Consider the following 22,740-nt stretch of genomic DNA (forward strand, 5'->3'; position numbering starts at 1 on the left):
CGCGGTCGTGTTGATCTGCGCCAGCACGTTGTTGTACTGCGAGACCAGGCTCGCGCGCTGCGTCTGCGCGGTCGCGTCCGCCACCGGAGCCGCCGCCGTCAGACCGTTGAAGGCTTGGCTGGCCGCAGCCGACGTACCACCGATCGCGCCGATCGTGGCCGAAGCCGCGTCGTTGGTCGTGGTGATCGAGATCTTGCCGGTGGACGAGTCGACCGTGGCCTGCAGGTTGTTGGCTGCGAGCTTGGCGTTGAGATCGTTCAGCGACTTGACCTGTCCTGTCCCTAGACCGAACGTGATGCTGGTCGCCGTGCCACCTCCTGTGGCGCCGACCGTCAAGGTCTGACCTGACAAGCCGTCGCCGACAGCAGTCAGCCCGAGCTTGCCCAAGGTGCCGGTGCTGCCCGAGAGCGTCAATCCCGCCGCCGGCGGCGTCAAGGTGATCGCACCCGCCGTGATCGACGCGGTGACGCCGGTCTGGGTCTGGATCGCCGACAGCAGGTTGCTGACGCTGTCGCCGATGCCGATGTTGGTGCCGGACGAGGACGTGCCGGTGACGAAGGTGAAGGTGGTGCCGTTGACGACCAGCGTCTCACCGGAGGTGATGCCGGTGGCGAGGTTGTTCGACGCGGTGCCCGCCGTGCCCGACAGCTTGGTCGAGCCGGTGATCGCCGCCGGGGTGGTGTTGTCGTTCTGCACGACCGAACCGGTCACAGCCGTCGAGCTGGAGCCGAGCAGGTCGGTGGCGCTCGCCCCGGTCAGAGCCGCGGAGGTGACATTCGACTTGGTGGAGTAGCCCACCGCGCTCTGCAGCACCTGGTTGGCGATCGACTTGGCGCTGTCGACGAGCTTCTGCAGCGAGGTGATGCCGGTGTTGGCGGCCTGCAGCACCTGCACGCCGTTGCCGATGCCGTCGAGCAGATTGGAGATGTCGGAAGCGCGGTTGTCGAGACCCTGGGCGGTGAAGAAGTTGGTCGGATTGTCGAGCGCCGAGTTGACCTTCTTGCCCGTGGAGAGATTGTTCTGGGTGGTGGCGAGGAGCTGAGCCGTCGACTGAAGCGACAGCAGATTCTGGCGCACCGACGCCGAGAGGACGATACCTGACATTTTCATACCCTTCTGGTGTGAAATAAACCCCGATCCCTTCGAGATCAGGGTGCAGCCCAGGTCGATTTGAACGACCCCGGACGACGGGCGTCACGGTGAATGGCAGTGGCTAACAAACGCTGAAGGGCTGTGGTGCGCAGCCGCCTCAATCAGCGGAACAGGCGCATCGGCGCGGCTCATTGCCGCGTCATCGCGCAAGAACGCCCTTTGAAAAGGCTCGTTGATTCAACAAACGCGCCCGTCGTTCACAACGCGTCAACCACCTTTGGAAAGGTTTCGACACGCGCGGCGACATTCTGCCGGCGGTCGTCATCGACCAGCGGACGACGCCGAGATGCGGTTTGCGCTCAGAGCGCCAGCGGCGGCGCATCGACCTCGATCAACGGCGTGAGACCGGCCGCGCGCTGGCGGCCGAACATGAGGACCGCCGCAATCAGCCGGTCGATGTCGCTCGTCCCGGTACGATGATTGACGATCGCGGCACGGATCGCCAGCCGTCCGTCGAGCATCGTGGTCGACGGCGCGGCGAGGCCGGATTCGTGGATGTCGGCGACGATCTCGCCGTTGAGCGCATCGGCATCGTCGACACGATAGCGGAAGCAGACGATGTTGAGATTGACCGGCGCCAACAGCTCGAGCTCGGGCTCGGCGCGCACCCGCGCCTCCAGATGGCGCGCGAGCTCGCAGCTTCGCGCGATCACGGCGCCGAGCGCGTCCGTGCCGAACGTCCTCAGCGTGAACCAGGTCTTCAGCGCCCGGAAGCCGCGCGACAGATCAGGACCGAGATCGCAGGGCCACTCGGTGCCCGCCGCGAGACCACGGGTTTCGCGGCGCAGATAGGCGGCCGGCGAGGCGAAGGCGTCGCGATGCTTGGTGCCATCGCGCACCAGCAGGAAGCCCGCATCGTAGGGCACCTGCCCCCATTTGTGAAAATCCAGCGCAATCGAATCCGCCTGCTCGATGCCGGCGAGCTTCGGTGCGAGCTCCGCTGACAGCATCGCGAGCGCACCGAAGGCGCCGTCGACGTGAAACCAGAGCCCCTCGGCACGACAGAGCTCGGCAATATCAGCGAGGTCGTCGATGGCGCCGATATCGACGGTGCCCGCCGAGGCGACGACGAGAAACGGATGCAGTCCCGCGGCGCGATCGCGCGCGATCGCGGTCCGCAGCTCGCCGACGTCGACGCGATGTGCGGCATCCACCGCGATGCAGCCGAGCGCGTCGCTGCCCAGTCCGCAAATGTCCATCGCCTTGGCGATGCAGCCATGCGCGGCCCTCGAGGTGTAGGCGCGCAAGCGCCGGCCGTCGTCACCGAGGCCGGCATTGCGAACCGACGCGCCGAGCGTGGAGCGGCGCGCCACCAGCACGGCCATCAGGTTCGCCATCGACGTACCAGTGACGAAGATGCCGCTCGCGCTTGCCGGAAAGCCGAACAACTGGCGCATCCAGTCGACGACCTGCCGCTCGATCTCGATCGGCGCGTGATCGCGGCCGCCGAGATTGGCGTTCAATCCGGCAGCGAGCATCTCGGCGAGCATTCCGACCACGGTGCCGCCGCCATGGACCCAGCCCATGAAGCCGGGATGAACGTTGCCGGTCGCATGGGGAACGACGAGCTCGCTGAAGTCGCGATAGACATCGGCGAGATCGGTCGGCGCATGCGGCAGCTCGCTGCGAAAGCACCGCCGCGTCGCCTGCGACATCGGCTGCCATACCGGCCGGTCGCGGATATCAGCGACATAGTCGATCATGTCATCGAGCATGCGATGACCGAGCGCGCGCATCTCGTCCCAATGTTGCGGATCGAGCGTCTCCGCCGTCCGCGATGCTGGATCGATGCGCAGCCCGGCGGTCACGCCGCCTGCTCCGCCCGCGACGCGGCGCGCTTGTCGATCATGGCCGCGAAGGCCGCAAAGATCTTCTGCATCTGCGGCGGCTTGTAGGGGAAGACCTCCGGCGAATCCATGTTGTGGACGACGGCCGTGTTGTCGGCCTCGAACACCAGCAGCGCGCCGTCCCTGGTCTCGGCGCAGTCGATGATGAAATAATCGAGGCCGACGCGCGCGGCGATCGCATCGAGCACGCTGCGGTGACGGCGGCCGAAGCCGATATCGAAGGTCTGCATGAAGGTCGCCTCTTCGAGGCGCTTGCTCTCGCTGCCGGCCATGTTGGCGTTGAGGTACCAGATGTCCCAGCGCCGCGCGATCGCCATGTGGCAGGCGTAGGCCGTGCCGTCGACGAACACGATGCGGTACTTGCGGAACTGGCCGTCCTCGCTGGCATAGTCGACGAAGCGCGAGACGAAGAATTCCTGCTCGTCGCGCTCGTCGAGATAGAGCGACAGCTCGAGCGGCTCGTCGATCTTCTCGAGGCCGACGCCGGCATGCGAGCCGCGCGGCCGGACAATGACCGGGAAGGCGAGCGAGTGGTCGACGTCCGTGATCCATTCGCGCTCGTCGGCGATCTCGATAAGACGCTCGCGGTCGACGGGGATGGTCGCCGGAATGGTGAGCCCGTCGATGCCGGCCAGCAGCGCATGCAGCTTGTCGCGATCGAGATGCCAGATCCGCTCCGGCGGATTCAGCAGCGGACGCGGCCAGCGCGCCGCGACGGCATCGATCTCGCGCAGCGCGTGCTGACAATCCTCGGAATCGGAGGCGATGACGATGGCGACGTCATGAGCGGGCAAAGGCGCCAGCAGGTCCGCGCCCGGAACGACATAGAGCAGCAGCAGCTCGATGTCGCTGTCCTCGAGCAGGAACTCGATCGGCGTGTTGCTGCCCATGTCGGTGGCCGCAGCGAGCGCGAGCACGCGCAGCCGCGGCGTCGCACTGTTGCTGGCAACGCGGTAGAGCTGCTGCGACTGCAGAACGTCGTACTGGATCGCGAGCCCGGACGATTTCTCGCCGATGAGCTGCGCGACCAGCGCGAGATCGAGCCCCTCGCCCGGCTGCGCGCGGCCGTCGAGCAGCTTGGCGAGCAAGGCGGCCCACATCGGTTTCAGGTCCTGGCCGTCGAAGGCGGCCTTGGCGAGCTTGGCCATGCCGATCCGGTCGGCATATCCTGCGCCGCTGGCCTCGGCCAGCGCGAGCAAATCAGTCGGCATTGCAGATGTCCCTGAGATCCTGGCTGCTCAGATCCGATACGAGCAGCTCTGTTTTGGCGACGATGTCGGCGACGCGGTCGATGTCGGAATCGAGATTGACCCGGGCGACGGTGACGTCAGCGCACCACGCGTCCGTCACCTGGCGCGCGCCGATGCACAGCCGCAGCGCGGCCGTCGGCGCCTCGCCCGCGCGCTCGATCCGCACCGGCTGGCCGATCAGGCACTGGCGCGCGGCAACCTCGGCCGCGCGTCCAGTGAAGCGGCTGCCGAGGTCGCGCTGCAGCGCGCGATACACCGCCTGCGTCTCACCGAGGCCGAGCGGACCGCCATCGCGCTGGAGCGCGAACGGGAAGATGGTGGGAAAGCCGAATTCGCCATCGCTCCCATCCTGCGCGGGGACGCGGGTGGTGATCGGACGCAGCACCGGCGACAGCATCAGTAGGCTTTCGATAGACTCGCCGAGCTGCCGGATCGCCATCCGACGGAACGTCTCAGGCACGGCGTGATACGCCGCGATCTCCGCCAGCGCGGCTTCCCAGCGCAGCCATTGGCCGATATTGGCGCGCGGCGCGGTGCGCGCGCGCAGATCCGTCCAGGCGAGCGGCCAATCGCTGCGATTGACGTAGTCGAACAGGCCGGGCGCGATCGGATGCCCGCTGCGCAGCGCAGCCGCTGCGGCCGCGGGCACCAGCAGCGCGCCGCTGAAGGCGGGGCCGCCGAAGAACTTCGAGCCCGTGACGAGCACCAGATGGCCGTGCTCGAGATGATCGCGCAGCCGCGCCGCGCCGAGCCGCATCTGGCAGGCATCGACGACGACCTGGACGCGCCCCGGCCAGCGCCGCGCCACCTCGTCCAGGCAGGCCATGTCCGGCGCGCGCCAGCCGAGCTTGGAGGAATCCATGACCTGCAGCAAGACGCTACGACCGTTCCGCACCAGCGCCTCGACGCTGTCGAGCACCTCGGCGTCGATATCAGCGCGCGGCTGCATCGATGCGCCGTCGAGCAGCGGCAGCGACACTGCGTCGCCCGAAAGCCCGTCGATCGGAGTGTTCATTCGCACCGCCAGACCGTTGGCCGTCCGCGTGCTGAAATGGTGTCCCCGGGCGCTCGTGGCGGTGCCGCTGCCGGTCTGGTCGCCGCCGACGACGATGCTCGTGACGGCCTCACCCAGCACCGCCCGCACCAGCGCCAGCGCATGCAGTTGCGAGTCGGTGCCGGACGGCGAGAACACGATGTCGACCTCGTCGGCAAGGCCGAGATATCCACGCAATTCGCAGCGCATCTCCTCGGTGCGCCGGTCGAGCGCCGCGTCGAGGCCGAGCGAGATCGCCGCATGCATCAGTTGCTCGCGCGCCAGCTCGACACGCGCATAGGCGCGTTCCGAAATCGGCGAGGCCGTGCTCGATGCGAAGCACAGCACATCGGGTTCGGGCGACGGCCCGCAGCCATAGACGTTGCGGCCCCAGGGGCGATCGAGCGCCAGGCGCGTGTCGCCGCCGTCGATCAGGAGATCGCCGAGCAAGGCAAACAGATCACGCAGTCCGGTCGCGGCGCCCTGCTCGCGCCGGTCGATCGGGGATGGCTGAGAGATGTGCGACTGGGTTGCCGCCGGGGTCATCACGCGGATCATCAGGCTGCGTCGGCCGCGGCAGCGGTAGGAACCGCCACCGCCGACGCGAATTGCGAGGCGACATTGCCGTGGAACACGGACGGACCAACATGATCGAGCCGGCTGTCGAGATCGGCCCAGATCTCACCGCCGAGATCGGTCCATCGCCTGCAGAACGCAAAATCCTCGCTGAGATAGGTGCCCGTCTCAGGATCGATCATGCATTCGAACAGCGCGAAGCGGTTCGGGCAGCCGGCCAGCGCGTCCTGCGAATGCTCGCGGAAGAACTGCAGCGGCGCGTAGGCCGGGTGCGCGATCATTGCCTCGACGACGCGGCGGCGGATCATCAGGAAGCCGGTGCCGGCATAGCGCACGCGGGTGAAGCCGTTGACCACCGCGACGTGGTCCGGATTGTCGATCTCCAGCACGTAATCGAGCGACGCCGCCGGCACGTCCATCCGGTTGTCGTTGATGGCGCGGCGTGCCTTGTTCCAATTGACCTTCTTGACCGGATAGACACCGGCGACCATGTCGCCGCCGGACTCGATCAGCCGGAACACCTGCCTTGGCGTGAAGCCGATATCCGCATCGACGAACAACAGATGCGTGGCCGAGGGATCATTGAGGAACAGGGTGACCAGATTCGCCCTCGCCCGGGTGATCAGCGCATCACCGTCGCGCATGTGGACGGTCAGGTCGACGTTCGAGGTGGCGCGCAACTCGCGCTGCAGGGCGAAGATCGAGCTCGCATAGATGCTCGACACCTGGCCGCCGAAGCATGGTGTCGCGATCACCAAGTGAATGCGCTCGTCGGTTCCGTCACTCACGTCCGCCTCCAGACAAAGAGGCTCTCGCCCCAGATCTGAACAAAAGCTAAAGAGACGTGGTTAACGAAAACCTAACCGCCGCCTCCGGGGCGCTACAGATATTTCACGAGCGTGAGCTGGGCCAGCATCGCCGTCGTCTGGTAGGACGCCTGGAGGTTGGTCTGCAGCTGCAGGATCTGGCTCGCCACCTCCTGCTGCGAGATGCCCTCGGTCTGGTCGACCATGCTCTGCATCGCGGCCTTGGCCTGGGTCTGACGCGCCGTGGCGTCTTTCATCGTGGTCTGGGCGTTGGCGAAATCGGTCTGGATGTCCGAGATCGACTGCTGACCGAGCTGCGGCGTCAGGTTGGCGGCGATGCGCTGGCTGAGCGCGCCGATCTGCTGCGGCGCATTCGCTCCCGCCGGCGGCGTGTTGACGGCGGCATAGACCGCGGTCTGCTGCACGAGGTTGCGGATCGCGAACTCGTTGCCCTGGGCGCCGAACTGAATGCTCTGCGCGGTGTCGATCCGGATGGTCGCGCTCGACCGCGCCGAGCCGGGACCGCTGTCGCCGGTGTACCAGGCGACGGTGTTGGCCGACCCGTTGACGAGGCTGGTCGCCGACCCCAGCGGCGAGCCGGAGACACGCAACGGCGGCGTCGCCGCCGTCACCGTGCCGGAGAAGCCCAGCGCCGCGAACGCACCCGCGTTCGAGCTCGACACCGAGAAGCTGGCGGCGTCGTCGGTGCGCAAGGTGATCACGCCGCCGCTGATCGTCGACGGCTTCGACGTGCCACTGAGCGTGTCGATCTTAGACAGCAGCGTCTGCACGCTGTCGCCGACGTTGATCTGGTTGTTGCCGTTGGCGCCGGAGGCGACGAAGGTCAGCGTCTGCCCGTTCACGGCGATGGTATCGCCGGCGGTGAAATTGGTCGTGAGCGAGTCGCTATTTGCCGGGCCCGACAGCAGCGTCGCCCCGGTGATCGGCGCGGGCGTCGTAGCCTTGTTGTTGACGGCCGTTCCCGACACGGAGCTCGCCGTGTTGAAGAAGTTGTCGCCGGCGACGATTGCCGAGGCGGCGGTCAGCGAGGTGTTGGCCAGCGTCGACAGCGCCGTGTTGAGCGCCGCGTTGAGATTGGCGGAGGTGGCCGCCGGCGTCGCACCGATGGCGAACGTATTGGTCGGCGCCGGCGTCGTGGTCGACGCCGTCAGCTTGATCGATTCCGAGGTGCCGTCGGGCAGCTTGAAGGTGAAGCTGATCTGGTCGCCCGCATTCGGATTGCCCGCCGTGAGGTCGACCGAAATGCCCGCAGGCGAGCCGGACGGCCCGGTCACCGTGGCGTTGGTGAGCGACGAAGTCACGCCGCTCAGCTTGAAACCGAACGGCGAGCCGGCGACGTCCTCCGCCAGCGTGATCGGCATCGTGGCCGACGCCGAAAGGTTGAGACGCCCGAGACCGTTGAGCCCGAGATCGGCCTGCTGCCGCTCGGCGATGACCTGCTTCAGGCCTGCCTGCGTCGTGGTGCCGTTCAGGATGTCGTCGGCCGACGCGATCGCCGGCCGGTCGGTGGCGCTGCCGGAGAAGATGTAGCGATCGCCGACCTGGGTGTTGAGGATGCCGGTGATGGCCGACAGGTTGGACAGCGCCGTCAACTGTCCGGTGGTCTGGCCGGTGCTGGTCAGGTTCTGCGGCGTCGCCGAGGCGCCGCTCTGGACCTGGTCATGAATCTTGGACAGCGACTGCAGCGAGGTATTGACCGCGCCGATCACGGTATTGACGTGGGTCATCGTCAGCGTGAAGGCCGAGATATTCGAGAGCTGCGCCCGCGCCGCGATCGCGAACCCCTCGTCGGGCCCCATGCCGGCGTAGTTGTTCGCCTTGACGCCGCTCGAGAGCTGCGTGGAAAGGTCCGCGAGCTGGTTCGAGATGTTCCGCACGGACAGGCCGAGCAGGGAATTTCCGTAATTGACACTGCTGATCGACATCTTACACGCGCCTCACTAAAATGCCTGGAGCAGGCTCTGCATCATGCTTTGCACGACCGACATGATATGGGCGTTGGCCGCATAGGTGTTCTGGACCTGGATCAGGTTGGACATCTCGCTGTCCATGTTGACCCCCGCCGTGCTCTGGAACTTCTCCTTCAGCGTGCTGACCACGACGCTCTGACCCTGGCTGAGCTGGGTCGCCAGCGTCGAGGCACTGCCCTGCTGGCTGACGAACTGCTGCAGATAGCCGGACACCGTGCCCTGGAACGGCTGCGCCGCCGAGCCAAGGCCGGTGGTTGGCGAGTAGCTGAAGGTCGCCGAGGTGAGCTGCGCGAACAGGAAGTCCGGCCGCGTCGAGTCGCCGGCCGCGGTCTGCGGCGAGGTCGAATAGGTCGACAGCTTGGTCGGATCGTTGAGCAGCGCCGGATTGATGTTGAGCCGCCCGGCGAGCCCCGTCATCTGCGAGCCGGTCGATGTGATCGCGCCGGTGTACAGCGCGCCGCCATCGGTGAAGACCGGCAGTTGCGCGTTGCCGCTGGCGAGCGTCTGCACTGTGGTGGTGGCCGAGGCCGCCTTGACCGTCGCCTGGCTTGTGCCGTCATCGGTGATGCGCAGCGTGGTGCCGGATGGATTGGCAAACTGCAGATGCGCGCCACCGAGCGCGCTGTTGAGCTGCGACACCACCGAGGCCATGCCGAGCGAGAAGTCGACGCCGACATAGGACGGGTTGGCACCGGTAGCATTCCGCAGCGGCAGCGCCGCTGGATCGTTGACGTTGACGATCTTGACCTGGCGCTGGACGTTGCTCGAATCCGTGTAGGTCAGATTGATGGTATTGCCCGCCAGCAGCCCGGTGGTCGAGACGTCGAAGCCGGCCGGCGGACCGGTCACCGCGGTGCCCGCCGTGGTCTTGTCGGACAGCGCCGAGGCCATCGTCGCCGCGAGCTGGTCGACCTGGGTCTGCGCCTGCACCAGGGTCTGGTCGCGCAGCTTGAGATCGGCCGCGATCTGCCCCGAGTTCAGGAGATTGTTCGACACGACGTCGAGCGATACGCCATTCGACAGCTTGATGTTGAGCTGCCCGACGCCGGTCTTGGTCGGATCGCTGCTGTAGAGCGAGGTGGCGTCGAGCGTCCCCGGCGACGAGAAGGTGAACTCCGAGCTGAGGCCCGCGCCGACCAGCTGGATGCCGGAATTGGTGAACACGCTCGTGCCGTTGGTCGCATCCGAGACGACACGGATGTCGACGTATTTGGACAGCGTGTCGATGGCGTTGTCACGCTGGTCCTGCAACGTCGCCGACAGCGGGTCGGAGGGGCTGAGCCCCTGCAACTGCATGTTCAGCGTCGCGATCTGCTTGATCGCGGCATTCGCCTGCGTGACCGAATTGCCGATGTCCTGCTCCACATTGGTGCGCAGGGTCTGGATGCCCTTGGTCGTCGCGTTGAGCTGCAGCGCCACGCCCTGCGCCGCCGACAGCGCCACCGACTGCGCCGACTGGTTGCTCGGATTGTTCGACAGCGACTGCAGCGCCGTCGTGAAATTGTTCAGCGCCGTCTCGAGCGTGCCGCTGCCGCCGGGCGTACCGTACACGGTTTGCAGCTGACCCAGGATGTTGGCCATCTGATTGGCATAGGTCCCGCCCGAGGTCTCGGTGCGGAGCTGGTTCTGGACGAACAAATCGAGCTGACGGTTGACGCCCGTCGTCGTCACCGTCGAGCCGAAGCCGCCGCTGGCGACCTCGATCTGGTTCGGGTTCTGCGCGACATAGCCGGGCGTGTTCGCGTTGGCGACGTTCGAGGAGATGATCGAGAGCGCGGCCTGCGTCGAACGCAGGCCGGACATCGCGGTAGCGAGGGCAGAACTCAAACCCATGTTCGGTAGCCTTGTGTCAATTCAACTGCCACGTCTCAGCGCGATCAGCGCAGCACGTTCAGAAGATCCTGCACCATCGAATTGGCCGTCGTGATCACCTTGGTGTTGGCCGAATAGGCCTGCTGGGTCACGATCAGCTTGGTGAACTCGTCGGCGATGTCGGTGTTGGAGCCTTCCAGCGAGCCGCCCGAGATCTTGCCGGTCGCGCCGATGATGGCCTGGCCGGACTGGTCGGTCGCCTCATAGGCGCCGCCGTCGAGCGCCTTCAGGTAGTTGGTGCCGTTGAAGTGCGACAGCGTGACCTGCGCCAGGTTGATGGTCTGGCCGTTGGAGAAGGTGCCGGTGACGACGCCGCTGTTGTTGACGGCGACCGACTGCAGCTGGCCGGCGGCGAAGCCGTTCTGATTGATCTGGTTGATGGTCGCCGAGCCGATCGTGCTCGCATATTGCGTCAGCGCGCCCGAGGAGATGTTGAGGCTGACGGTGCCGAGCGTGGTGCCGTCGACCACGACGTTGGGAATGGAGATGTTGGAGGTCGTCGGCGACACCAGCGAGCCGTCGGAGGCGAACACGAAATTGGTGCCGACGTTCTGCCACGCCACCGTCGAGCCGGTCGCGTTCGAGTCGGTCTGGTAGAACAGGTTCCAGGTGTCCTTGTGGCCCGTGCCGAGCGTCGAGCTGTCGACCTTGCCCCAGCGCAGCTGCACGTTCACCGGCGTGCCCGACGAGTTGTAGGCCGTGACCGCGCCGCCCGAGATCGTCTCGTTGTTGAAGTTGGTGAGATCGTTGCCGATCACGATGCCGGTGCCGGGACTCGCCGTGCGCGTCAGCGCCACAGGTGACGTGAGGCCGAGCGCGGTGAAACCCGGGGAGGCACTGCTCAAGTTCCAGTCCTCGCCGCTGCCGGAATGCAGCGTGATCTTGCCGGCGGTGATGGTCGGCTGCACGCCGGTGACGGTCGCGATCTTCGCCAACAGCGTGCCGACGGAGTCGCCGACATTGATCTGGGTACCCGAGGCGCCGGAGGCGACGAAGGTGAAGGTGACGACGTCGCCGGCGCTGCCGGTCAGGGTGATGGTGTCGCCGGCGGTGAAGTTGCTCGAGATCGAGTCGCCGCTGGCTCCGCTCAACAATGTCGAGGTCGTGATCTGCGCCGGGACCTTGTTCATGGCGGTGGCGCCGGTCACGGTGGAGTCGGCATAGAAGTTGGTGCCGACCGGCAGCGGCACGTTGGAGAGATCGGCCGAGTTGAGGCCGCCGGCCGCGACCAGCGTGCCGGTCGCAGCGTTGCCGCTCGCGGCGGTCTTCGGCTGCGTCGGCAGGTTGGCGGCGTACTGGATCGCGGTGGTCGCCTGCGCCGGCACGAAGTTGTTGGCGAACTGCAGCACGGTCGGCACGTTGCCGGTGGCGTTGCCGGTCTTCGGATCGACCGCGACGCCCATCAGGTAATAGCCGGCGCCGTTGATCAGGTTGCCGTTGGCGTTGAGCTGGAAGTCGCCGCGGCGGGTGTAGTTGGTGACGCCGGTGAAGACCGGCACGTTGTCGACGACCGAGGAGGCCTTCTGCACGTTGAAGAAGCCATCGCCGTTGATCGCCATGTTGGTGGCGACGGAGGACGTCGAGACGGTGCCCTGGGTGGTGATGGTGGCCTTGGCGAAGGCGGTGACGCCGCCGGCATTCTGGCGCGTGGGGTTGGTGGCGTTCGGGATGAGGTCTTCGAAGCTGGTGCCGATGCCCTTGTAGCCGACGGTCGACGCGTTCGCGATGTTACCGGAAATGTTCTGCAGCGCGAATGATTGAGCGGACAGACCGCTCACCGAAGTGTTCATCGCGTCGAAGATACCCATACCAATCTCTCCACTGTGATGCCGGCGGCGGGGTCGGCCCGCACCGCGTTTCGTGGAGAGCTGTCGCAATCGCTGTGCCAGATGTGAAAATGCTGCGAAATCAGCAGGTTGGAAAATAGCAACGTAAAAAGAGCGGCGTCAAAACTGGTGAACAATTGCCGAGCCGGCAGTTCTTGCCGGGCCGGACGCGCCAAATCGCGCTCCGGCTCGACCGCTCGTCGCGGCTGCCGGCGCGTCCTGAAGACCCCCATCTGAGCCTTGAACGGACGGGCCGGACAATCCGGGCGCAAATTCCTGTCAGGTCGACGACGGATTTGCCGGGTGGAACGTGAGCGACAGCCCGTCCATGCAGTAGCGCAGGCCGGTCGGCTTGGGGCCGTCGTCGAACACATGGCCGAGATGGCCGCCGCAGCGGCGGCAATGCACCTCGGTGCGGACCATGCCGTAGGTCTTGTCCTGGCGCGTCACCACGGCATTGTCGAGCGGCTTGAAGAAGCTCGGCCAGCCGGTGCCGCTGTCGAACTTGGTCTCGGAGGAGAACAGCGGCAGGTCGCAGCCGGCGCAGGCGAAGGTGCCCTTGCGGTGCTCCTTCAGCAGCGGGCTGGTCCAGGGCCGCTCGGTGCCCTCCTCGCGCAGGATCTCGTATTGCTGCGGCGTCAATTGCGCGCGCCACTCGGCCTCGGTCTTCTCGATCTCGAACTTCTCGGCGGCGCGGGCCGGCGCGGAGCCGCCGAGCCAGCGCAGGGCAGCGAAGCCGAACAGGCCGGCGGCGGTGGTGAACATCAGACGGCGGTCGATCATGGACGTCTCCGTGCGGCGATGGGTTACCGGATCTACGGATGGGATCCCGCGAAGTTACGTCAGGCGCCGGCGCGACGGCTCACTTTCTTGCGAGGGGTCAGCCCTCCCCGGCGTCGGGACGGCGGTTCAGATCGGATGGCTGCGGCCGCAACGGCAGCCGCGAGCCGGGACGCTCGGCTGCCCGGCGCCGCGCTTCGGCCGCCCTGATCTCGCGCACACGCTCCTGCGCGCGCACGCGCTCGCGGTGCCGCGCCAGCGTCCCGGCCGCGGCGGCACGGCCGCGGATCCAGAGATTGACCACGTGGCCGGCGACCCGGCCGCTGACGCCGCCGGCCCAAACCAGCTCGAACGGCGAGAACAGCTTCCAGCGGTCGTCGCCGGCGAGGATCGCTTGCGCGATCAGCTGCCCGGCCATCGCCGAGGTGTTGAGCCCCTGCCGGCCGAAGCCGCTCGCGACCCACAGCCCTTTGCGAAGCTGGCCGATCTGCGGCATGCCATGCACGGTCTGGCCGGTCACGCCGCCGAAGGTCTCGGCGATCTCGACGCGGCCGAGCTGCGGGAACACCGTCCGGATCCGGCGCTGCAACGCCGCGGCAAATCCGCTGGGCCGGGCGTCCCAGGTCGTTTCCGGGCTCGCCCACATCAGCCGGTCACCGTCGACGATGCGAAAATGATCGATGCCGTCGGTATCGCTGACTGATCCCTGGAAGGCGACCGCCTCGGCGAGCCGCTCGCCGAGCGGCGCGGTGACGCCACCATAGCGCCACACCGGCAACAGCGTATCGGACAGTTTCTGCAGCGGCGCGCCGAGATGGATGTTGCCGGCCAGCACGATGTGCGAGGCCCGCATCCGCGCCGACGGCGTCACGATGCGCTTGCGCACGCCTGACGCATCGATGCTGACCACCGGCGTATCCTCGAAGATCCGCGCCCCGGCCCTGTGCGCAAGCCGCGCCAGGGCATGAACATACTTCCGGCCATCGAGCTGGAACGCCCGGGGGTAATGGACGCCATGGAAGTAGCGGTCGGTCTTGAGCTTGGTCCTGACGCGCTCGACCTGCCAGCCCTCGACCTCGGTGTCGAAATCCTCGTGCAGCATCTGCAGGCGGCGGATCAAGGCGTCGCCGGCATCGACATTGGAGACTTCGAGCGCGCCTTCGCTGAGCCCGATGCCCGGCATCGCAGCCTCGGTGGCCTGGGCGCGGATGAACTCGGCGCCGGACCAGGACAACGCCCACAGCGCCCGCGCATGCGCGAGCCCGACGCGCTCGATCAGATCCGGCAGCGGCAGGTCGAACCCGGGCATGACCGTGCCGATCATGTGACCGGATGCGTTCCATCCGACTTGGCGACCTTCCAGCACCGCGACGCTCGCCCCCTGCCGGGCCGCGCACAACGCCACCGTCAAGCCGGCCAATCCCGCCCCGACCACGCAGACGTCGACGTCGAGGTCGAAATTCAACCTGGTGCGGCCGTGTGCACCTGCGGCATCCGCGTCATCGTTCATGCTTGTGGAAGTCTCGCTCATGGCGTTTTCTTAGCGAACCCTGCGCCGGACGTCATGACGCTTTTAATGGCGATAAAGAGACGTGGTAGAGGCTGACCCAGCCTGAACGATTCGAGACGGAATTCCATGCGCCGATTGATGCTGCTGCGCCACGCCAAGACCGAGACTGACGCGCCGACCGGCCGCGACCAGGACCGCCGTCTCGACGAGCGCGGGCACCAGGATGCCGCCATGATCGGCGATTTCATCGCCAGCCACCCGCCGGTGCCGGAGCTGGTGCTGGTCTCGACCGCGGTTCGGGCGCAGCAGACCTGGGACCTCGCGCTTGCGGCGATGAAGGACCGTGTCCCAGCCCCGCAGGTCGAGTCCGTCCCCGAGCTCTACGGCGCCGAGCCGATGCAGATCCTGTATCACATCCGCCTTGCGGCAGCGCATGATCCGAAGCAGCTCCTGCTCGTCGGGCACAATCCCGGCATGCACGAGCTGGCGCTGGCGCTGACCGGCGAGGGCGATTCCGAGGCCCGCCACGAGCTGATGCGCAACATGCCGACCGCGGGACTCGCGGTGCTCGATTTCGACACCGACGATTGGGGCGATGTGAGCTTCGCCCGCGGCAACCTGCTGAGGTTCATCACGCCGAAACTGCTCAAGCACGGCTCGGTCGATTGACAGACAGGTCGGGGCCGGCGCGTAATGCCGGCGGAGAGAGAGGAGGACCTTCGATGTTCAACTCGATTCTGGTGCCGATCGATCTGGCCGACACCGACCTCGCCAAGCCGGCCATCGCCACCGCGGCCACGCTGGCGCAGACCTGGAGCGGCACGGTGCATCTGCTCAACGTGATGCCGATGACGCCGGTGATGCTCGCCGAATACGTCCCGGCCGATTTCGATGCGCAGCAGCGCGAGACCGCCGAGGAAGCGCTGTCGATCGTGGCGCGCGAATCCGGCATCCCGGCCGAGCGCATCAGCTACACGGTACGCCAGGGCGGCATCTATCACGAGATCCTCGAGGAGGCGGCCAAGGTCAACGCCGACCTGATCGTGATGACCTCGCACCGCCCGGCGATGCGCACCTACTTCCTCGGCAGCAACGCGGGGCACGTGGTGCGCTATGCCAAGTGCTCGGTGCTGGTGGTGAGGCCGTGAGGCGGCAGATCACCGCATCTTCGCATGTCGGACCGCTTTGACCGAGCCGTGAGTCAGACGGTCGGACCAGCCTCAGCCGCGCGAGCAAGCCAGAAGCTACGCTCGCCGTTCGCTGGCTCGCCAACCGAATGTGCGATCCATTCGAAACCATTGTCGCGAAGCAGCGCCGCGTACTCGGATGGATCGAGAGACGCATGATAAAGCGGATCGCCGCGATAGCACCCGATGGCTTCACCATGTGCGGGGCCTGCGTTGAACATCAGAATGCCGCCCGAAGCCGTGCAGGCCGCGAAGATTGGAAACATTCGTCGCTGGTCATCGTGCCCAAGATGGAAGAAGCTGTCCCAGGCCAGCACGCCGTCAAACCGCCGACCTAAGGTCAACGACCGCATGTCGGCGACGATCCATTCCTGATCCAGCATCCTCGTTCGGCAAAGTGCGATCATCGTCGGCGAGCTGTCCACGCCGGTGACGGAAAACCCCTGTCCGGAAATGTGCGCTGCGATCGGCACACCGCCCCCGCAGCCGAGATCGAGCACGGTTGCGCCCGGTCGGAGACACGCAAGGAAGCGTTCGATGGGAGGCTTGTCAGTCCAGGCAGCCGCGCGGCGGTCGGCGTCCCACGACAGCGCATGGTGCTCGTAGTGGGCGACAATACGGCCTGCACCTTGGTTCATGGAAACTCCGTCGCAGGGGCCAGATGCCCCATCTGGAATGACCACCAAAGTCTGCCATGAGACCCGATGGACGCTGTTGTCATCGAAGTGCGAGCAGGCGCCGAGTCGATCACGGCCACTCCGCGATGAAGCCCTTCGCCTTATAAGGTTCGATCTTGTCCCATTCGCTCAGCACGCGGCGGCGAAACTCCGGATGGGTGTGCCACGACTGCCGCGGTACGCCGAAGCTATCGACCGTCAGCAGCATCTTCTCGACTTCGGGCCAGTGCCGCTGCAGGGTCATCGCGTAGCGCCGCGCGGTCCAGCTGTTGCCGAGGCAGATCACGCTGCCGACATTGGCGAGGCCGAGCGCGGCGTCGATCACCGGCAGCGCGAGCGCGACGTTCTCGCCGGTATTCGTGGCGTGGTGCTCTTCGAGGATGCGCTCGGCCGGAATGCCGCGCCTCACCATGGCGGCCTTGATCAGCGTACACTCCGAAAGATCAGCGCCCGGCGTGATCCCGCCGCTGACGATGGCGTGGCGGAAGTAGCCCTGCTGCCACAGCTTCACCGCCGTCTCGGCACGCAGCTCCTCGTCGACGCGGGTCCCGAACACGAACAGGAGATCGGCCGGCCGCAGCGGCGTATCGGCGAAATGCCGCGCGTTGACCGCGGCGATCTCGGCGTCATCCGGTCTGCGCAGCGCGCGATCCTGCATCGTTCTTCTCCCAACGTCGGCTCATCCTGGCATGACGCGGCGCTGTCGCGCGCTCACATTCGATGACCGGCGATGACGCCGCGTGATCACGGCAGCAGCGAGCCGGGAATATCCGTGAACGTGTAGCTGCGCGGCCTGTTGCGGGTGATGAAGCCGCCGACATACCAGGCGAACAGCGCGGCGAAGCCGATCAGGAACAACGCTCCCGACCATTCGGCGATGACGAGCGCACGCACCAGAAGCCCGGTCATCGCCACCGCGAACAGCGCAATCGCGGCGAGCGCGGCGCCATATGTGAAGCGGCCGAGGCCGGCCGTGAGCCGCGCGTTGCTGCCGCTGGAGGCGAGCCGCGCATGCAGGCCGAGGATGAAAGCACGATAGGCCTCGCTCTGCGGCGCCATCAGCGCCGCCGTCTGCCAGGAAGTCGAGATGATGCTCAGCCTGCGGCCATCGCGATGGGTGATGTCGGCACGAAAACGCTTCGCCTGCATCGACACCGGCCGGTAGGACAGCCGGATCGCGGCGATGTCGGCGTACGGCCACAGGCCGGTCCGGCCGGCGAACCGCCACGACAGGCCCTGCCCCGTGAGCTCGAACTGCTGCGCGGCGCCGATCAACGACGCCTTGTAGGCGTAGCGGATCACGTCATGGCCTTCTGTGGTGATGTCCTGGGAAATGGATCGGTCCTGTTGCGCGTGGCGCGCGCCTTATCCTACAAACGGAGCATGAGCGAAACGATCTATTTTCCGCGCCACCTGATCCTGGCCGGAGCGATGGCCGCCGGCGTGCTGCTGGCGCTGGCCGTGCACATGCTCGGCGCCCGCTACGGGCTCGATCTCGGCGGCCTGTGGCAGACCGAGAGCGGCGCCTTCATGCCGGCGGGATCGGCGATCGCCTGGTGGCTGATCGCCACGGTCGGCTTCTCCTCGGGCTATTTCATCGCCAACATCATGCACAGCGCGGTGTCGGGCGAGATCCCGCAGCGGATGCGCAACTTCCTGGTCGTGGTCGGCGTACTGATGCTGGCCGGCATCGGCCAGGCGATCTCCGGCCCGAGCCCGGTGCCGTCGGCCTCAGGTGTGCTGGCCGGCCTCGCCGCGCTCTGCCTCGGTGCCCTGATGGCGTTCTGCGGCGCCAATTTCGCGTTGCGTAAGAGCTGACGCGCGGCATCCGGATGCGACGACGCCGCGCGGGATGTCCGCGCGGCGTTTTGTCTCATCGACTGGTGACGCGATCAGCTTGCGGCGCGCAGGTTGACGCCGCTCTCGGCGAGCTTGGTCAGCTTCATGTCGGTCGCCTTCTCCTCGTCGAGCGTCTTCTGCAGCACGGCGGCGCAGTCGCTGCGGCCGAGCTGCTTGGCCCAGGCGATCAGGCTGCCGTAGCGCGTGATCTCGTAGTGCTCGGCCGCCTGGGCGGCGTTGATCAGCGCTGCGTCCAGCACGGCCTTGTCGGCGACCTCGCCGGCGACCTCCTCGGCCTCCTCGATGATGCCGTCGATCGCCGGACAGTCGACCGCCTTGGCCGCGATGCCGTGCATCTTGAACACCTGCTCGAGACGCGTCACATGCGTCTTCGTCTCATCGAGATGGGTCAGAAAGCCCTGCTTGAGCTTCCGATCCGTCGCCTTGTCCGCCATCTTTGGCAGCGCTTTGACGAGCTGGTTCTCGGCGTAATAGATGTCCTGCAGCTGATGAACGAACAGATCGTTCATCGTCTTGATGTCCTTGGTGAACAGTCCCATTTGCCTCATGTCCTCTTGGTTCGGGAACATGGCAGGTCCCTCCCCGACCGATCGTCGCCATGTTCGCTGTGCCCGCGGGGCGCTAACCGGCGGCCACGGCGGTTGTTCCGGCGCAACCGGCCCTGCCGGCCGGAACCGGTCGCAGAGGGCCAGGTTTGCTCGTGAACCGCGCGCGTAACCAATTGGACCGAACTGAGGCGGCCGCCAGCCGTGTGACTGAAGTGTGACAGACCCGCGCCGCATGGGTCGGAGCTGAGCTGTGTCAAGGACTGCACAAGGCGCGCATTTTAGCATAAGGAACAGGCTGTCACGAATTGCCCGCCTCCATCGACCAATGGTTTCGCCTCTTTTCCAAGAACTGGTACCGCCCCGCCGGGAGGATGAATGCAGCGCCTGCTGACCACGCTCTCGCGTGGCTTCAAGAAATGGATCGGCTGGAAGCGGCTGGGGATTGCAGCGAGCCTTGCGATCATCGCCTTCGCGATCACGACGCTCGTGCGCACGCTCAAGGGCGTCGATGCCGGCGTCATCCTGACGGCGCTCACCGAAATCCCGCTCGGTCACATCGCGCTCGCGGCCTTGTGTGTGATCGGCGCGTTCTGCACGCTGACCTTCTATGACTATTTTGCACTGCGAACGATTGGCAAGAAACACGTCCCCTATCGCATCGCAGCGATGAGCGCCTTCACCAGCTATTCGATCGGCCACAACATCGGCGCCACCGTCTTCACCGGGGGCGCGATCCGGTTCCGGATCTATTCGGACTACGGCCTGTCCGCGATCGACGTCGCCAAGATCTGCTTCCTGTCGGGCCTGACCTTCTGGCTCGGCAACCTGTTCGTGCTCGGCATCGGCATGACCCTGCATCCGGCGGCCGCCACCGCGATGGACCAGTTGCCCCCGGCGATGAACCAGTTGATCGCGATCGGCATCCTCGGGGCGATCTTCGCCTATCTCGGCTGGCTGACCGCCGGCAAGAACCGCCGCCAGCTCGGCCAGAACGGCTGGAAGGTGGTGCTGCCTTCCGCGCAGCTCACGCTGGTGCAGATCCTGATCGGCGTCGTCGACCTCGGCTTCTGTGCGCTGGCGATGTACCTGCTCGTCCCCGCCGATCCTCCGATCGACTTCCTGTCGCTGTCGGTGGTTTTCATCCTCGCCACCCTGCTCGGCTTTGCCAGCCATGCGCCTGGCAGCATCGGCGTGTTCGATGCCGCGATGCTGGTGGCGCTGCCGCAGTTCGGCCGCGAGCAGCTCTTGGCCACCCTGCTCGTCTTCCGCGTGCTCTATTTCGTGATCCCCTTCGCCATCGCGATCTCGATCATGGGCATCAGGGAGCTCTGGATGAACGTCGTCAAGCCGTGGCAGGAGCGGCGCCGGCTGAACGCCGCCTGCGAGGACGAGGTCGCGGCCAAGCGCGCCGCCGCCACGGCCCCTGCCGCGGTTCCCCAGCGCATCAAGCGCCACTCCCAGCGCTGAGCAGCAATTCTCTCGCGGACGATGCGACGGTTCGATCCTCGACCGGTTGAACTCGCGTGCGGTCCTCTTATTTCCGCCCCATCGCTGACGTGAATCCTTGCGCATGACCCGAATGCCCCCTCGTCCGCTGCTCGCCGCCTGCGTCCTGGTCGGCCTGCTCGCCCCTCTCGCCGCCACCGAGGCGGCCGCGCAGTTCGGCGCAGCGCCGCTGCAGATCAGCTGGGAGGTGCGCAACCGCTTCCGTCTCTTCCGCGAGGAGCGCGACTTCCTGCTGCATACCGAGAGCACGCGCGACCGCTCCATCCTCGCCGCCGAGCAGGCGCTGGGGGTGCAGAGCGACGGCCGCGGCTGGGCGCGCAACGTCGTCAACCGGCTCTGCATCGACCTCGCCGGCCGCGTCAACGAGCCGTGCACGCGCGACAACGTCAAGGAAAGCTATCTCACCCCCATCGACCATCCGGTCACCGTGCGCCTGACCGGCCCGGTGCCGGTCGGCGCCACCTGCGCCTGGTCGTTCGACGACGGCGACGGGCCGCAGACCTCGACCTTCGACTGCGCCGAGCCGGTCAATTTGCGCGTCCGCTACGGCCGCCAGACCGTGGCATCCGTCGATGTCGCCAGTCCCGAAGGCACGCGGCAGGTCTCGACCGGAATCCAGGTCCGTGACGTCCTAATCGCCGGCCTCGGCGACAGCATCGCCTCCGGCGAGGGCAATCCGGACCGCCCGATCGCGCTCGCCGACGACGGCTTCTGCTTCCGCTCCTATCTCGGCGGCCCGACCGCGCAATATTATCGGCCGAGCCGGGCCGGCTTCAAAGGCGGCCGCGCCTGTGAGGCGCCGGACACGTTGCAGAACTGGCAGAAGCACAGCGCGGTCTGGCTCAACGCTGCCTGCCACCGCTCGCTCTACAGCTACCAGACCCGCACGGCGCTGGCGCTTGCGGTGCGCTATCCGCACGTCGCGGTCACCTACCTGCCGCTCGCCTGCACCGGCGCCACCATTGCCGACGGCCTGTTCGGCAGCCAGCGCGCGCGCGAATGCACGCCCGGCCGCTCGGTCGCGACCTGCGCCGGCGGCGTCAACGGCCAGCTCGGCGAACTCCGCGAGGCGCTGACCGCGGCCAAGCGCCGCCAGCCGGACCGCAAGCTCGACCTGATTCTGCTGTCGATCGGCGCCAACGACATCAACTTCTCCGGCCTCGTCGCCGACGTCATCGTCGACACGCCGACCGAGCGCACCCTGTTCAAGCGCTCCGGCGTGATCGGCTCGGTGGAGGAATCGCGCAGCGAGCTGGCGAGCGACCTGCCGCAGGGCTTTGCCAAGCTGCGCGAGGCGCTGAAGCCGCTGGTCGGCGACCTCTCGCACGTCATCTACACCTCCTACGGCAATCCGGCGCTGAGCCGTGCCGGCACGCCCTGCCCGGGCGGCCCGGCCGGCTTCGAGGTCCATCCGTCGTTCAATGCCAATCCGCAGCGGCTCGCCAAGGTCGCGGGCTTCGTCGAGAACGAGTTCCTGCCGTCGCTGCGCGGGCTGGCGCAATGCACCGCGGGAGTTCTGTGCCGCGATCCGCAGGCCGACCGCATGACCTTCGTCGATGCTCATCAGGCCGCGTTTGCCGATCACGGCTTCTGCGCCCGCTCGACGCAGGATCCGCCGTTCGACCGCGAATGCTTTTCGGCCGACGGCACCAGCTTCGATCCGAACATCGTCAGCGCCGCCAACGAGCCGCTGCTGTGCGGCCGCGGCGCCAGCGAATATCGCCCCTATTTGCCGCGCGCGCGCTGGATCCGCGACGCCAATGACAGCTACTTCTCGGCGATGACCTATCCGCAAGGGCTGCCCGCGGCGATGCAGCCTTCCGACATCCACGATGCGAGCTGGGGCGTGCTCTCGGCCGTCTACGGCGGCGCCGTGCATCCGACCGCCGAGGGCCACGCCGCCATGGCCGATGCCGCGTTTCCGGCCGCAGCAGAGGTGCTGAACCTCGATGCGGCCGAGCCCAACGTCACGAGCCAGCCGCTGCCGCCAGCGGGAGTCGTGCGGCAGTAGCGCGCGGCCAACGATCGGCTCACCGCCGATGCACCGAGTCGCCCGTCGGCTCGACGTTGCGTCTCGGTCGCGAGCGGAGTCCGTCGATTGCGCCGAAACGGCCTGCCGCAAAAGGACGAAATTCGCCCGCCATTCCAGGTCGATGACTGCGTCCGGCCGCCTCGTGACAAAATTTCCTGTTTCTTTTTTCCAGAAATCATGCTCTGATGAGCGCATCCCGTGCTCATGAGAGGGGCGGTTCGCGGTCGTCACGAACGTGGAGTGCGGGACGCGGTGGGCGCCACCGGTCGCAGCGTGATCCGATCATG

The 22,740-nt window shown here is 66.7% G+C and carries 19 protein-coding genes; 5 read left to right on the forward strand and 14 right to left on the reverse strand.

Annotation, left to right across the window (positions count from 1 at the left end):
* The 10 genes from QX126_RS17660 to QX126_RS17705 form a co-directional block, all read right to left on the reverse strand.
* The coding region (locus QX126_RS17660; protein ID WP_315782602.1) for a flagellar protein at window positions 1-1,104 on the reverse strand (1,104 nt) is incomplete at its 3' end.
* A gap of 347 nt (window positions 1,105-1,451) precedes the next feature.
* Entirely contained in the window at window positions 1,452-2,888 is a 1,437-nt protein-coding gene (locus QX126_RS17665) for an aspartate aminotransferase family protein (protein ID WP_315782882.1), read from the reverse strand.
* 68 nt (window positions 2,889-2,956) lie between these two features.
* Complete coding sequence (locus QX126_RS17670; RefSeq protein ID WP_315782884.1) at window positions 2,957-4,147, reverse strand: hypothetical protein; 1,191 nt, start codon at window positions 4,145-4,147, stop codon at window positions 2,957-2,959.
* Between the two features lie 52 nt (window positions 4,148-4,199).
* On the reverse strand, window positions 4,200-5,828 hold the full coding sequence (locus QX126_RS17675; RefSeq protein ID WP_315782604.1) for a hypothetical protein: 1,629 nt from the start codon (window positions 5,826-5,828) through the stop codon (window positions 4,200-4,202).
* A gap of 11 nt (window positions 5,829-5,839) precedes the next feature.
* Window positions 5,840-6,646: a hypothetical protein gene (locus tag QX126_RS17680; RefSeq protein WP_315738799.1), complete on the reverse strand. Its 807-nt coding sequence runs from the start codon at window positions 6,644-6,646 to the stop codon at window positions 5,840-5,842.
* 92 nt (window positions 6,647-6,738) lie between these two features.
* A complete protein-coding gene (locus QX126_RS17685) occupies window positions 6,739-8,610 on the reverse strand; it encodes a flagellar protein (RefSeq protein WP_315782606.1) in 1,872 nt (623 codons plus the stop codon).
* Between the two features lie 15 nt (window positions 8,611-8,625).
* Complete coding sequence (gene flgK / locus QX126_RS17690; RefSeq protein WP_315782607.1) at window positions 8,626-10,488, reverse strand: flagellar hook-associated protein FlgK; 1,863 nt, start codon at window positions 10,486-10,488, stop codon at window positions 8,626-8,628.
* A gap of 44 nt (window positions 10,489-10,532) precedes the next feature.
* A complete protein-coding gene (locus QX126_RS17695) occupies window positions 10,533-12,335 on the reverse strand; it encodes a flagellar hook-basal body complex protein (protein WP_315777184.1) in 1,803 nt (600 codons plus the stop codon).
* A gap of 297 nt (window positions 12,336-12,632) precedes the next feature.
* Complete coding sequence (gene msrB, locus QX126_RS17700) at window positions 12,633-13,136, reverse strand: peptide-methionine (R)-S-oxide reductase MsrB (RefSeq protein WP_315782609.1); 504 nt, start codon at window positions 13,134-13,136, stop codon at window positions 12,633-12,635.
* Between the two features lie 97 nt (window positions 13,137-13,233).
* Complete coding sequence (locus QX126_RS17705; protein WP_315758325.1) at window positions 13,234-14,664, reverse strand: FAD-binding oxidoreductase; 1,431 nt, start codon at window positions 14,662-14,664, stop codon at window positions 13,234-13,236.
* A gap of 105 nt (window positions 14,665-14,769) precedes the next feature.
* On the opposite strand from QX126_RS17705, the gene QX126_RS17710 reads away from it, so the two are divergent.
* Both QX126_RS17710 and QX126_RS17715 read left to right on the forward strand, forming a co-directional pair.
* Complete coding sequence (locus tag QX126_RS17710; RefSeq protein WP_315738806.1) at window positions 14,770-15,312, forward strand: histidine phosphatase family protein; 543 nt, start codon at window positions 14,770-14,772, stop codon at window positions 15,310-15,312.
* Window positions 15,313-15,365: 53 nt separating this feature from the next.
* Window positions 15,366-15,791 (forward strand): universal stress protein, encoded by a 426-nt coding sequence (locus tag QX126_RS17715; protein ID WP_315712676.1) that lies wholly within the window; start codon window positions 15,366-15,368, stop codon window positions 15,789-15,791.
* 53 nt (window positions 15,792-15,844) lie between these two features.
* On the opposite strand, the gene QX126_RS17720 is transcribed toward QX126_RS17715, so the two are convergent.
* From QX126_RS17720 to QX126_RS17730, 3 genes are all read right to left on the reverse strand, one after another.
* On the reverse strand, window positions 15,845-16,468 hold the full coding sequence (locus QX126_RS17720; RefSeq protein WP_315782611.1) for a class I SAM-dependent methyltransferase: 624 nt from the start codon (window positions 16,466-16,468) through the stop codon (window positions 15,845-15,847).
* A gap of 109 nt (window positions 16,469-16,577) precedes the next feature.
* Window positions 16,578-17,165, reverse strand: a complete 588-nt coding sequence (locus QX126_RS17725) for a YdcF family protein (protein WP_315777180.1) — start codon at window positions 17,163-17,165, stop codon at window positions 16,578-16,580.
* A gap of 86 nt (window positions 17,166-17,251) precedes the next feature.
* The gene (locus tag QX126_RS17730) at window positions 17,252-17,809 is read right to left on the reverse strand and encodes a hypothetical protein (RefSeq protein WP_315782613.1); all 558 of its coding nucleotides are present in this window, start codon (window positions 17,807-17,809) and stop codon (window positions 17,252-17,254) included.
* A gap of 81 nt (window positions 17,810-17,890) precedes the next feature.
* Between QX126_RS17730 and QX126_RS17735 the strand changes: the two genes are divergently transcribed.
* The gene (locus tag QX126_RS17735) at window positions 17,891-18,325 is read left to right on the forward strand and encodes a hypothetical protein (protein WP_315738812.1); all 435 of its coding nucleotides are present in this window, start codon (window positions 17,891-17,893) and stop codon (window positions 18,323-18,325) included.
* Window positions 18,326-18,399: 74 nt separating this feature from the next.
* Here QX126_RS17735 and QX126_RS17740 read toward each other — a convergent pair whose 3' ends face one another.
* Window positions 18,400-18,906 carry a ferritin-like domain-containing protein gene (locus QX126_RS17740; RefSeq protein ID WP_315758328.1) on the reverse strand — a complete coding sequence of 169 codons (507 nt, stop codon included), beginning with the start codon at window positions 18,904-18,906 and terminating at the stop codon, window positions 18,400-18,402.
* A 384-nt stretch (window positions 18,907-19,290) separates the two neighbouring features.
* Here QX126_RS17740 and QX126_RS17745 point away from each other — a divergent pair, with 384 nt between their 5' ends.
* Together QX126_RS17745 and QX126_RS17750 are read left to right on the forward strand one after the other, a co-directional pair.
* Window positions 19,291-20,382 (forward strand): YbhN family protein, encoded by a 1,092-nt coding sequence (locus tag QX126_RS17745; RefSeq protein ID WP_315758329.1) that lies wholly within the window; start codon window positions 19,291-19,293, stop codon window positions 20,380-20,382.
* Window positions 20,383-20,485: 103 nt separating this feature from the next.
* Window positions 20,486-22,432 (forward strand): hypothetical protein, encoded by a 1,947-nt coding sequence (locus tag QX126_RS17750; RefSeq protein ID WP_315782615.1) that lies wholly within the window; start codon window positions 20,486-20,488, stop codon window positions 22,430-22,432.
* Window positions 22,433-22,740: the final 308 nt, after the last annotated feature.

Source organism: Bradyrhizobium sp. SZCCHNPS1003 (genome assembly GCF_032381555.1).
In the GTDB taxonomy this organism is placed as follows: Bacteria; Pseudomonadota; Alphaproteobacteria; order Rhizobiales; family Xanthobacteraceae; genus Bradyrhizobium.